The 13,524-nt window shown below is 28.5% G+C and carries 8 protein-coding genes; all 8 read left to right on the forward strand.

Features of this window, described 5'->3' with window-relative positions:
• Positions 1 to 132 precede the first annotated feature (132 nt).
• The 8 genes from NG918_RS00660 (at position 133) to uvrC (ending at position 13,495) form a co-directional block, all read left to right on the forward strand.
• The gene (locus tag NG918_RS00660) at positions 133 to 1,392 is read left to right on the forward strand and encodes a S41 family peptidase (RefSeq protein ID WP_252223979.1); all 1,260 of its coding nucleotides are present in this window, start codon (positions 133 to 135) and stop codon (positions 1,390 to 1,392) included.
• Between the two features lie 10 nt (positions 1,393 to 1,402).
• Entirely contained in the window at positions 1,403 to 2,689 is a 1,287-nt protein-coding gene (locus NG918_RS00665; RefSeq protein WP_252223981.1) for a PDZ domain-containing protein, read from the forward strand.
• 437 nt (positions 2,690 to 3,126) lie between these two features.
• Entirely contained in the window at positions 3,127 to 5,103 is a 1,977-nt protein-coding gene (uvrB, locus tag NG918_RS00670) for an excinuclease ABC subunit UvrB (protein WP_252223984.1), read from the forward strand.
• 1 nt (position 5,104) lies between these two features.
• Entirely contained in the window at positions 5,105 to 7,927 is a 2,823-nt protein-coding gene (gene uvrA / locus NG918_RS00675; RefSeq protein WP_252223986.1) for an excinuclease ABC subunit UvrA, read from the forward strand.
• Between the two features lie 264 nt (positions 7,928 to 8,191).
• A complete protein-coding gene (locus tag NG918_RS00680; protein WP_252211632.1) occupies positions 8,192 to 8,635 on the forward strand; it encodes an FHA domain-containing protein in 444 nt (147 codons plus the stop codon).
• Positions 8,636 to 8,686: 51 nt separating this feature from the next.
• A complete protein-coding gene (locus tag NG918_RS00685; protein ID WP_252212086.1) occupies positions 8,687 to 9,877 on the forward strand; it encodes an FtsW/RodA/SpoVE family cell cycle protein in 1,191 nt (396 codons plus the stop codon).
• Positions 9,878 to 9,879: 2 nt separating this feature from the next.
• Positions 9,880 to 11,364 carry a peptidoglycan D,D-transpeptidase FtsI family protein gene (locus tag NG918_RS00690; protein WP_252211633.1) on the forward strand — a complete coding sequence of 495 codons (1,485 nt, stop codon included), beginning with the start codon at positions 9,880 to 9,882 and terminating at the stop codon, positions 11,362 to 11,364.
• Positions 11,365 to 11,620: 256 nt separating this feature from the next.
• Complete coding sequence (gene uvrC / locus NG918_RS00695; protein ID WP_252212088.1) at positions 11,621 to 13,495, forward strand: excinuclease ABC subunit UvrC; 1,875 nt, start codon at positions 11,621 to 11,623, stop codon at positions 13,493 to 13,495.
• The last annotated feature ends 29 nt before the right edge of the window (positions 13,496 to 13,524 follow it).

Raw genomic sequence — 13,524 nt, forward strand, 5'->3', positions numbered from 1 at the left:
TGGATAACGATTTCTAAGTTTTAGATAGTAGTTAAAATTAAAATTTAACAACCTTTAAGAATAAAAAAACAAAATACATATAAATATTAGAAATATTTTTATAACACAGAATACGAAAGGAAGTCTAGAACTGTGAGTGATTTAAGAAGAGACGAAGAAAAGTCTAGAATAAGTAAGGCGTGGCGAATAATCATAAGTACTGCTATGTTACTAGTGATTGGAACTGGATGCATATTTGTAGGAAATTATTTAGCAACTAAAGGTATATTATTAACTACAGCTTCACAAAAGGTTTCAAGTGAATTAAAACAAATGAAAGATGTAGATAAATATTCAGCGCTATTTCAAGTAAGGGAAGCTTTAATATCAAAATTTGATGGTGAGATAGATGATAATACATTGCTAGAGGGTGCTATTAAAGGTATGACAGCATCGTTAGAAGATCCATATACAGTATTTATGAATAAAGAAGAGTTTAGTAAGTTTATGGAACAAACTACTGGTAGTTTTATGGGGATAGGAGTTCAAGTTGGGGTAAAGAATGATCAAATAACAATAATATCTCCTATTGAAGGCTCACCAGCAGCTTCAGCAGGATTACAATCTGGTGATGTAATACAAAAAGTAAATGATGTTGAATTAGATGGAACAGATCTTGATAAAGCAATATCTATGATTAGTGGAAAAGAAAAAGCAGAAGTAAAATTAACTATTGCTAGAGGTCAAAATAGTCCATTTGATGTAAATGTAACAAGGGATGTTATAAAAGTTGAATCAATAAAAGGAGAAATGATTGATTCATCTATTGGTTATATACAATTAACATCTTTCATGGATGAAAATATTACTGACGATTTTAAAAACAAGATAAATGAATTAAAGAATTCTGGGATGAAAGGTTTAATATTGGACTTAAGAGGAAATCCAGGTGGATTGCTTTCACAAGCTGTTGGAGTAGCATCTCAATTTATACCAGAGGGAAAAATAATAACATATACTATTGATAAATATAATAATAAAGCTGAATCACCATCTATTGGAGGAATAGCAGAAGGATTTCCATTAGTATTACTTGTTGATGGAGGAAGTGCTAGTGCTTCAGAGGTTGTTACAGGAGCGTTAAGAGATTATAAAGTAGCAACAATTGTTGGAACAACTACATTTGGAAAAGGAATAGTTCAACAACCTATTAGATTTTCAAATGATATAGGTGGACTTAAAGTAACAGTTTCAAAATATTATACCCCTAATGGAGAAAATATTCATAAAAAAGGCATAGCGCCTGATTATGATGTGGAGATACCTAAAGATTTATTTAAAGAAAAATATTCTAGAGATATAGATCCACAATTTAATAAAGCTTTACAGCTTATAACTGAGAAGCTTAATTAGGGGGATTAATATGGAATTAACATTTTATACATTAAGAGGGGTCGCTGGTGCAATAGTAAATCCAGGATTAATGATTGTACTAATCTTTTTAGGGATAATATTATATTTTAAAAATAGAAATTTGGTTATGATGCAAAGATTAATTCTAGGGGACAATATAAACACTCCTCTAGAACTAACTTTATCACAAATTGTATTAGGAATAATAGCAGGTGCAATAGGCAGTGTTATACTTAGCATATTAGGAATAAGATTTTGGGAAAACTCAGGTATAATATATTTATTTATGATTTCAATAATTTTAATGTTTGTAAAACCAAGATTTATATGTTTTTCTTATTCTGGAGCTATATTAGGAATTATAAGTATAACAATTAGTCTATTATCAAATGTATTTCCGTCATTAAAGAGTACTACAATTTTCAATATTGATATAATATATCTTATGACATTTATAGGTGTATTACATATTGTTGAAGGTTTTTTAGTAATGATAGATGGAGATAGAGGTTCTATTCCTATTTTTAGTAACAAAAATGGAAAGATAATAGGTGGATTTTCTCTTAATAGATATTGGGTTTTATCTATAGCAATATTAATATTAGCGTTGTCTAATAATGATACAAGCAATTACATAACAACAACTATATCAACACCTAAAGGATGGCCATTTATAAGTGGAAATTTAACAAATAAATTATTAGCATTAAGCACAATATCAATAATGCCATTTTATGCTGTAATAGGTTATTCATCAATTACATTTACAAAAAGTAAAAAAGAAAAAGCTGTTCACTCAGGACTTTCTATATTATTTTATGGAATATGTTTAACTTTAATAGCTCAAATTGCAAGATTTGGACTTGGTTTTGAAATAGTAGCAATAATATTTGCTCCACTTGCACATGAAGTGATGTTAAAAATCCAAAGAGATAACGAAAATAAACAAAAGCCTAAATTCATTAGCGATGAAGAAGGACTAGTTGTATTGGAGGTTGTTCCTAGAGGTATAGCATATAATTTAGGAATAAAGCCAGGAAATAAGTTAATCTCAGTGAATAATAGTGTTGTAAATTCTGAAGCAGATGTACTTATTATTTTAAAAGAAAATTTTTACAATGTTACTTTTAAAATTAAAGACTTAAGTGGAATAATAAAAGAAATACCAGTTAAAACTAGTAAAGGTAAGAGACTTGGTATGCTCTTAGTTCCAAGAACAATAAAAGAGAAAGATAAAATATGTATAAAAGAAAATAAGTTTTCTAAGATATTAAAAAATGTAAAAGAAAAACACTAGTAGTTTTATTTTATAAGTTGAAAAACAGTTGATATTTTAGTGTAATTCCAATGTCAGATCGCAATTATATTAAAATATCAACATTAATGTAAAATAGCAACTATATAATATAAAGTCAGTAATTCTTATTGAATTTACTGGCTTTTTTCTTTAATAATTGGCTGTATTTTAGCAGTGTGTTGATATATACCACTTTACCTATTGCATATATCAACACATATTTAAAACATAGCCTAATAATTTATAAAATCTTTGAAAATTGAAAAAACTAATAATTTAGAATACTTTAATTTAGAATTAAAAATCAAGTATTAGAAGTAGAGAATTAACTTTGTTGATGAATTATTGAATGAGTTTATGTTGACTTAGGTTATAATGAAAAGTAAAATATAATAAAATGCATACGAATGTTTGTTCGCAAAAAAGAGGTGTTAATTATGGGAGAATTTAAAATACATTCAAAATTTAAACCTATGGGGGATCAGCCACAAGCTATTGATACTATATTAAAGTCAATAAAGCAAGGTAATGAGTTTCAAACTTTATTAGGAGTAACTGGATCTGGTAAGACATTTACTATGGCTAATATAATAGAAAATTTACAAAGACCAACTCTAATTTTGGCTCATAATAAGACTCTTGCAGCTCAATTATGTTCTGAATTTAAAGAGTTTTTTCCAGAAAACATAGTTGAGTACTTTGTATCTTATTATGACTACTATCAACCAGAAGCATATGTACCACAAACTGATACTTTCATTGAAAAAGATGCATCTATAAATGATGAGATAGATAAGCTTAGGCATTCAGCTACATCAGCACTTTTTGAAAGAAGAGATGTAATTATAGTGGCATCAGTTTCTTGTATATATGGACTTGGTAATCCTGATGAATATAAAAAATTAACTATAAGTTTAAGAAAAGGAATGCAAAAAGAAAGAGATGAGATAATAAAAAAACTCATAGAGATTCAATATGAAAGAAATGATATAGATTTTTCAAGAGGAACATTTAGAGTAAGAGGAGACTTATTGGATATCATTCCATCATCAACTTCTAGTAAAGGTATAAGAATAGAATTTTTTGGTGATGAAATTGATAGGATAAGAGAATTTGATGTGTTAACGGGAACAATAATAGGGGAAAGAAATCATGTTTCGATTTTCCCAGCATCTCACTTTGCAACTTCAAAAGAAACTGTAGAGAGATCATTAGGTGAAATAGAGAATGAATTAGAAAATAGACTTAGAGAATTGAATTCACAAGAAAAGTTATTAGAAGCTCAAAGATTAAGACAAAGAACAAACTTTGATATAGAAATGATAAGAGAAATGGGTTATTGTAGCGGAATAGAAAATTATTCTAGAATTTTAGATGGAAGAGCACCAGGTACACCGCCAAAGACATTAATAGATTATTTTCCAGAAGATTTTTTATTATTTATAGATGAAAGTCATGTTACATTACCTCAGGTAAGAGCAATGTATGCTGGAGATAGGTCAAGAAAAAATACGTTAGTTGATTATGGATTTAGATTACCATGCGCTTATGATAATAGACCACTAAAGTTTGAAGAATTTGAAAAAAAGATAAATCAAGTCATGTTTGTTAGTGCAACACCAGCACAATATGAGTTAGATCATTCACAGTCTATAGCGGAGCAAGTTATAAGACCAACTGGATTGTTAGATCCTGAAATTGTTATAAAACCAGTAAAAGGTCAAATTGATGATTTATATACAGAAATTCAGGAAACAATATCAAGAGGATATAGAATATTAATTACAACATTAACTAAAAGAATGGCAGAAGATTTAACTAAATATATGATTGAACTAGGTGTAAAAGCCACTTATATGCATTCAGATATTGACACTATTGAAAGAATGAAAATTATTAGAGACTTAAGACTTGGTGAATACGATGTTTTAGTTGGAATAAATCTTTTAAGAGAAGGATTAGATATACCAGAAGTTGCACTAGTTGCAATTTTAGATGCCGATAAAGAAGGATTTTTAAGATCTGAAACTTCTTTAATTCAAACAATAGGAAGAGCCGCTAGAAACTCAGAAAGTAAAGTAATAATGTATGCAGACAATATTACAAAATCAATGAAAAAGGCCATTAGTGAAACTGAAAGAAGAAGAAAAATACAAACACAGTATAATGAAGAGCACGGAATAATACCACAAACAATTAATAAAGAGGTTAGAGATGTAATAGAGGCTACTAAAGTAGCAGAAGAATCAACAGAATATGGCGTTGAAGAAACAAAATCTTTAACTAAGAAAGAAATAAAGAAACTTATAAAAGAATATACAGACGAAATGAAGCTTGCAGCTAAAAATCTTCAATTTGAAAGAGCAGCACAGTTAAGAGATAAGATAGAAGAATTAAAAAGAAAAGAGGGATAAGATGAATGATAAGATAATAATTAAAGGTGCAAAAGTTAATAATTTAAAAAATGTGAGTTTAGAGATACCAAGAGATAAATTAATAGTATTTACAGGATTATCAGGCTCTGGGAAATCCTCTTTAGCTTTTGATACATTATATGCAGAAGGGCAAAGAAGGTATGTTGAATCACTATCTTCTTATGCTAGGCAATTTTTAGGACAGATGGATAAGCCAGATGTTGAATATATAGAAGGATTATCTCCAGCTATATCAATAGATCAAAAAACTACAAGTAAAAATCCAAGATCTACTGTTGGAACTATAACAGAAATATATGACTATTTAAGATTACTATATGCAAGAGTAGGCATTCCGCATTGTCCTAAGTGTGGTAAGGAAATTTCTAAACAATCTGTGGATCAAATAGTGGATAAAATAATATCTTATGGGGATAAAACTAAAATTCAAATTTTAGCTCCAATAGTTCGTGGAAGAAAAGGAACTCATGAAAAGATATTAGAAAATATTAAAAAGAATGGTTTTATAAGAGCTAGAATTGATGGAGAAATGTATGATTTAACTGAAGAAGAGGTTAAACTAGATAAAAATAAAAAACATAATATCGAAGCTATTATAGATAGAATAGTAATAAAGGAAGATATTGAAAAAAGAATTACTGATTCTATAGAAATGGCATTAAAGCTTGCTGATGGTTTAGTTATAGCTAATGTAGTTGGTAAAGAGGATATATTATTTAGTGAAAATTTTGCTTGTCCAGATTGTAGTATTAGTATAGATGAATTAGCACCAAGACTATTTTCTTTTAACTCACCTTTTGGAAAATGTGATTGTTGTGATGGTTTAGGAACTTTATTTGAATTTGATGAAGATTTAGTTATACCTAATAAAGAGTTAAGTATTATGGATGGCGCAGTAGCAAGTTGGGGTGCAGGTAGACTAAAAGAAGAATCGTGGACATTTGCTATATTAAAGGCATTAGAAAGAGAATATGATTTACGACTTAATGTACCAATAAAAGATTTAAGTAAAGAAGAATTGAATTTATTATTGTATGGTACAGATGGAAAGAGAATCAAAGTTGATTATGTAAAAGAAGGTGTAAAAGCTACTTATAATTATTCTTATGATGGAGAGATAAATTCTTTAAAAAGAAGATATAGAGAGACTAACTCAGATTACATAAAGAATGAAATAGAACAATACATGAGTGATAGTTATTGTCCTAAATGTAAGGGAGCAAGGTTGAAGAAAGAAGCCTTATCTGTTAAGGTAGGTGAAAAAAATATATATGAATTTACTACAATGCCAATAAATGAAGAGTTGGAATTTTTAAATAGTTTAGAATTTTCACCTAAAAATAAGATAATAAGTGAACAAGTCGTAAAAGAAATTAGAAATAGACTTCAGTTTTTACTTGATGTAGGATTAGATTATTTAAATTTATCAAGAAAAGCTGGTACTTTATCAGGCGGAGAATCTCAAAGAATAAGATTAGCAACACAAATTGGATCATCACTTATGGGCGTTTTATATATATTAGATGAACCAAGTATCGGTTTGCATCAAAGAGACAATGATAGACTTATAAGTACCTTGAAAAATTTAAGAGATGTAGGAAATACAGTTATTGTAGTTGAACATGATGAAGATACAATAATAGAAGCTGATTGTATTGTTGATATTGGACCAAGAGCAGGAGAACATGGTGGAGAAGTCGTTGCAGTAGGAACTGTAGATGAAATTAAATCATGTAAAGAATCAATAACAGGTCAATATTTAAGAGGTGAAAAGTATGTTGAAATTCCTAAGGAAAGAAGAAAAGGAAATGGAAAAGAAATAAAGGTAATAGGTGCAAAGGAAAATAATTTAAAGAATATAACTGCATCAATTCCTTTAGAAACTTTAACAATAGTAACTGGAGTTTCAGGGTCAGGAAAAAGTACATTTGTTAATGAAATCTTATATAAAGGATTAAACAGATTAATAAATAAAAGCAAAAATCCAATAGGAAACCACAAAGAGATATTAGGTTATGAAAATATAGATAAAATCATAGATATAGATCAAAGCCCAATAGGGAGAACTCCAAGATCAAATCCTGCAACTTATACAGGAACTTTTGATGTAATAAGAGAATTATTTTCTCAAACTAATGAAGCTAAAATGAGAGGTTATAAGCAAGGAAGATTTAGTTTTAATGTTAAAGGTGGAAGATGTGAAGCTTGTTCTGGTGATGGAATAATAAAAATTGAAATGCAATTTTTATCAGATGTTTATGTACCTTGTGAAGTATGTAAAGGAAAAAGATATAATAGAGAAACTTTAGAGGTAAAATACAAAGGTAAAAATATAGATGACGTTTTAAATATGACTGTAGAAGAAGCATTAGAGTTCTTTGAAAATATACCAAGAATAAAAAATAAATTAAAAACATTAAATGATGTTGGATTAGGATATATTAGATTAGGTCAACCATCTACTCAATTATCAGGTGGAGAAGCGCAAAGAATTAAACTTGCATCAGAACTTTCAAAAAGAAGCACAGGAAAAACATTATATATTCTAGATGAACCAACAACTGGTTTACATATAGATGATGTTAACAGACTTATAGAAATATTACAAAGATTAGTTGATGCGGGTAATACAGTTGTTGTTATTGAACATAATATAGATATGATAAAATGTGCTGATTATCTAATAGATTTAGGTCCAGAGGGTGGAGATAAAGGAGGAACTATTGTAAAAACAGGAACTCCAGAACAAATAAGTAAATGTGATAAATCATATACTGGTAAGTATTTAAAGAAATTATTGTAATTTGGTTTTAAGTTATTAATTTTTTATTAAGATATCATCTACGAGCTTTTATAATATAGACATTTGTATACGATAAATTTTACAATATAAATATGATATTAAATATAATGTGAAAATAAATTGATAATTATAGAAAACATAGGAATATTATAAAATAGTACGTTTTACTGATAAAAACAAAATGATATGTTTATAATGTCATAATTACTCTTTTTGTTGTATAATCATTATTATGATGTAGTAAATATGTATTGAGGTGAAGTTATGGATTTTTCAAAAATATCCGCAGGAATATTTGCAGCAATTTTCATTGTGGTTTTATATTTTATAATTTATTATGCATTAAAAATAATGTATAAAGATATAAAAGGTGGAGGAAGAAGAAGAAGACCGACTAATTCTAGAGGTAATTTTGGTTTAGAGGTATTAAAACCGGGCGAGTCTACTGATTTAAAAGAAGGTTCGGTAATTCCAATAAGAAACGATTTAACTGTTGGAAGAAAAGAAGAAAATTCTATTTCCCTTTCGGATCAGCACGTTTCAGGTAATCATGCGAGAGTATTTGTAAGAAATACTGGATTGTTTATTGAAGATTTAAATAGTACAAATGGGACTTATGTTAACGGAAATAAAATAAAAGGTAAACAAAAGTTATCTAACAAAGATGAAATAAGAATAGGTACTTCTACATTTAAAGTTCTAAGCTAGAGATTTAGCGGATGAGGTGAGATAGTGAGACGAAAAGGTGATACTAAGTTAATGATATTAACTTATATATTGTGCATGGCTCTTTTTGTGAATTTAGCAATTTTAAAAGATCCTATAGATAAGGGTGCCATATATATGGGTGCAATAATATGTGTGTTAATAACAGTAGCTAAGATTTTAATGAATAAGTTTTATCCTAATGGAGATAAATTTTTATTTATATTTTCATGTATATTGTCAGTTATAGGTATAGCTGTATTATATAGATTAGATGTTACAGTGGCTATAAAACAATTAATATGGGTTATAGCAGGGATTGTAATATATATGTTTATAGTACTTTCAATACCTGATATACGGGAGTTTGTAAAATATAAAAATGTATTCTTAATTATAACATTAATGTTAATGCCATTAGCATTAATGTTTGGTTCGAAAATATATGGAGCTACTAACTGGGTATTTATTGGAGGAATGGGCTTTCAACCGTCGGAATTTGGAAAGGTAGCATTTGTACTGTATCTTGCTGCAGCACTTCAAAACTATGAAGATAAAAATAATATAAAAGAGGATTTTAAACAACTTTGGGAACCGGCTTTGGTAGTTATGTTTTCATTAGGGTGTATGGTTCTTCAAAAAGATTTAGGATCAGCTTTAATATTCTTTGGAATAGCAATTACAATGCTTTATGTTGGAACAGGAAAAAAGAAATATGTAATAATAAGTTTAATTCTATTTTTAGTAGGTGCTTTTATTGCTTATAAGTTATTTGGTCATGTGAGACAAAGAGTAGAAATTTGGAGAGATCCTTGGAGTGATACAACTGGTCAAGGATATCAGATAGTTGAAGGAATGTATGCTATAGCATCAGGAGGATTATTTGGCAGTGGTCTTGGTCAAGGATATCCAGGATTTGTTCCAGTTAATACTTCGGATTTTATATTTGCAGTAATTTGTGAAGAACTTGGAATAATAATAGGTCTTGGAGTTATGATTATATATTTCTTAATGTTCTATAGAGGAATGAGAAGTGCTGTTTTTATAAAAGATAGATTTTCTCAATTAACTGCAGTTGGTTTTAGTGCCATGATAGCTTGTCAAGTATTAGTTATCATAGGTGGGGTTTTTGCGGTAATACCATTAACAGGTATAACCTTACCCCTTGTTAGTTATGGTGGTTCCTCAGTTATAACCATGTTTTTTGCGCTTTCAATACTGCAAAAAATATCAGAGGAGGACTAACTATGAAGGATATTTCAGATAGTGTAAAAAAAGTGATGATAGTTTTTCTATTTTGTTTCGTAGCTCTTATTTCTTATATAGCATATTTTCAAGTTTTTAATGCTCCGAAAATAGCAGAGCAACAAGGAAATAAAAGATTAAGTGCAAGAAGAAATGAAGTACTTAGAGGAACTATATATGATAGAAATGACAATGCTTTAACTAAAAGTGAAAAGAATAATGCTCTTACTCAGAAAAGAGAATATATATATGGTGATTTATATACTCATGCTTTAGGATACGTAGATCCAATATATAGAGCTACAGGCCTAGAAGCAGCATATGATAAAGAATTATCAGAGTATAGCTCTATTGGTAATACATTTTTAAACTTAACTAAAGATTTTTCAATGGATAATTTAAAGGATGCTTTTAAGCAGAGAAAAAAAGAAGAAAATAAAATAGGTAATAGTATAATAACTACTTTAAATACCAATATTCAAAAGGTAGCTTATGATGCTCTTGGAAAGAATAAAGGTGCAGTAGTTGCATTAGACCCTAAAACAGGGGAAGTTCTTGCAATGGTATCAAAGCCAACATATGATCCCAATAATTTAGAGGCAGCAATGAAAGCAGCTAATGAAGGAAGTGCGGATGATAGTCCACTTATAAATAGAGCGACTGGGGGATTATATCCACCAGGCTCAACATTTAAAACAGTGACTCTTACAAGTGCTTTAGAAAATATAGCAGGAATAACTAATAGACAATTCCAAGATGATGGTAAGCTTGTATTCAATGATAGTCATTCATTAAGCAATGCAGGTGGAGCAGCTTATGGAAGCTTGGATTTAAAAAATGCATTTAGAGTGTCAAGTAACGTTGTCTTTGGTGGTTTAGCAATGGAATTAGGCAATGATAAATTGAAATCTACAGCAGAAAAATTTGGATTTAATAATTCTATAGAAGCTGATGGATTTACAATACAAAAAAGTCAATTTCCAACACTAAAAAGTTATGAAGTTGGAAGTATAGCACAAACAGGAATAGGTCAAAGTAGTATATTATCTACGCCTATGCAAATGGCTTTAGTATCTAGCACAATAGCTAATGATGGAGCTATGATGAAACCTAAATTAGTTAATAAAGTTATTGATAAGGATGGAAATACAGTAAAAACAGTAAATCCTGAAAAATTAAAACAAGTTATGGATGCAAATGAAGCTGCTATAATAACAGATTATATGAAAAATTTAGTTGATTCTAAATTAAATAGTAGTTGGAGTATATTTAGAGGTACAGAAACTTGTGGTAAAACAGGAACAGCAGATTATCAATTACCAAATGGCCAAGATGCTAAACCTCATTCATGGTTCATAGGTTTTGCACCAGAGAATAATCCTAAAGTTGCAATAGCTGTTATTGTTGAAAATGGTGGATATGGATCAGGAGTCGCAGCCCAAGTTGCAGGTGAAGTTATACAATCTGCATTATCAAATCAAAAATAAAAGAATAAGTTCTGTTTTAAATTTATGTTTATATATGAATAAGTATAGTCCAATTTTATCTATTACATAATTAACACATATTTAAAACAAAGCTAAAATTAAATATATTTAACTAACGCTATGTCTAGATGGTGTGTATAATGTAACACTATCTAGACATAGCGTTAACTAAATGTTGATATTGTAATATCGATAGTATATTATAATATCAACATTATTAGAATACAGAAAAATATAATTTGCGGAGGTGATGATAATATTTGACTTTAAAAATCAACTTAAAATTTTACCAGATAAGCCTGGGGTATATTTAATGAAGAATTCTCTTGGTGAAGTTATTTATGTTGGAAAAGCAAAAATACTTAAAAATAGAGTAAGACAATACTTTCAAAATTCAAAAAATCATTCTGAAAAAGTAAAAGCTATGGTAAAGAATATTGCAGAATTTGAATATATAATCACTGACTCAGAAATGGAAGCATTAATATTAGAATGTAATCTAATAAAAAAATATAGTCCAAGATATAACATACTTTTAAAGGATGATAAGTTTTACCCGTTTATAAAAGTTACTATAAACGAAGAATTTCCTAAAATTTTTATTACTAGAAAATATGCAAAAGATGGTAATAAATATTTTGGACCATACACTAATATAGCTTCTGTTTATGAAACTATGAACTTAATAAAAAAAATATTTCCAATAAGAACATGTAAGAAAGCTATAACAGAAGGTGGTAATCCAACTAGACCATGTTTAAATTATCATATAAAAAAATGCAATGCACCTTGTGCAGGATACATATCTAAAGAAGAATATAGAAATATGATAAGTGAAGTAATGGAACTTTTAAGTGGAAAGAATAAAGATTTAGTGAATAAACTTCAAAAAGATATGGAGAATGCTTCACAAAACTTAGAATTTGAAAAGGCAGCTTCATTGAGGGATAAAATAATAGCTATAGATAATATAGTAGAAAAACAAAAAATCTTTAAATCTCAAGAAGGAGACGAAGATTTTATTAATTTATATAAAGATGAAAAAGATTGTTGTGTTCAAGTATTCTTTCTTAGAGGTGGAAAAGTTACTGGCAGAGAACATTTTATATTGGAAAATAGTACATATCAAGAGGAAAGTAGTATTCTATCTCAGTTTATGATTTCCTTTTATGGGGGAACGCCTAAAGTACCTAAACATATTTATATCCCTAAAGAACAAGATACTGAAATTTTAGAAGAATTTTTAAAAATAAAAAGAGGTTCTAAAGTTAATGTTAAAGTGCCTAAAAAGGGAAGTAAAAAAGAAATGTTAGAATTAGTAAAAAATAATGCAAAGCTTACTTTAGAACAATTTAAAGAAAAGTTATTAATGGACAAGGAAATAAATAGAGGGTGTTTAGAAGAACTGAAGGAACTTTTGAATTTAGATGATATACCAAATAGAATAGAGTCTTTTGATATATCTAATATACAAGGCGTAGATTCAGTTGGTTCTATGATAGTCTTTGAAAATGGAAAAGCCAAGAATAGTGATTATAGAAGGTTTAGTATAAAATATGTTAAAAATGGTAATGAATATGATAGCATGAGAGAAATTTTAGAAAGAAGATTTACTCATGGATTAAAAGAAGTAAAAGAAATACAAGAGAGAAATCTTAAGTTTTCAAATGGAAAGTTCTCTAATTTTCCAGATCTAATTATGATGGATGGTGGAAAAGGTCAAGTTAATGTAGCTAAAGAGGTATTAAATAAGTTGGATATAAAGATACCTGTATGCGGATTAGTTAAAGATGATCACCATTCAACTAGAGGGATTATTTATAATAACGAAGAGATTATTATAAATAGAAGCTCAAATCTTATGCAATTTATAAGAAGAGTACAAGATGAAGTTCATAGATTCGCAATAACATATCATAGAAGTTTGAGAGATAAGAGAACACTACATTCAATATTAGAAGATATACCTAATATTGGTGCAAAAAGAAGAAGAGCGTTACTTATGAAATTTGGAAGTGTTGAGAATATAAAAAATGCTAAATTAGAAGAATTATTATCTACAGAATCAATAGATAATAAGGCTGCAGATAGTATTATATCTTATTTTAAAAAACATGAACATAATTCATAATTTATGCTATAATAATACGGAAATAATAA

Source organism: Clostridium sp. ZBS2 (assembly GCF_023845855.1).
In the GTDB taxonomy this organism is placed as follows: Bacteria; Bacillota; Clostridia; order Clostridiales; family Clostridiaceae; genus Clostridium; species Clostridium aquiflavi.

Bases quoted from the DNA above. Each gene is read 5' to 3' on its own strand.
- NG918_RS00665 (WP_252223981.1), top strand. From the start codon at position 1,403: ATGGAATTAACATTTTATACATTAAGAGGGGTCGCTGGTGCAATAGTA.
- uvrB (WP_252223984.1), top strand. From the start codon at position 3,127: ATGGGAGAATTTAAAATACATTCAAAATTTAAACCTATGGGGGATCAG.
- uvrA (WP_252223986.1), top strand. From the start codon at position 5,105: ATGAATGATAAGATAATAATTAAAGGTGCAAAAGTTAATAATTTAAAA.
- NG918_RS00680 (WP_252211632.1), top strand. From the start codon at position 8,192: ATGGATTTTTCAAAAATATCCGCAGGAATATTTGCAGCAATTTTCATT.
- NG918_RS00685 (WP_252212086.1), top strand. From the start codon at position 8,687: ATGATATTAACTTATATATTGTGCATGGCTCTTTTTGTGAATTTAGCA.
- NG918_RS00690 (WP_252211633.1), top strand. From the start codon at position 9,880: ATGAAGGATATTTCAGATAGTGTAAAAAAAGTGATGATAGTTTTTCTA.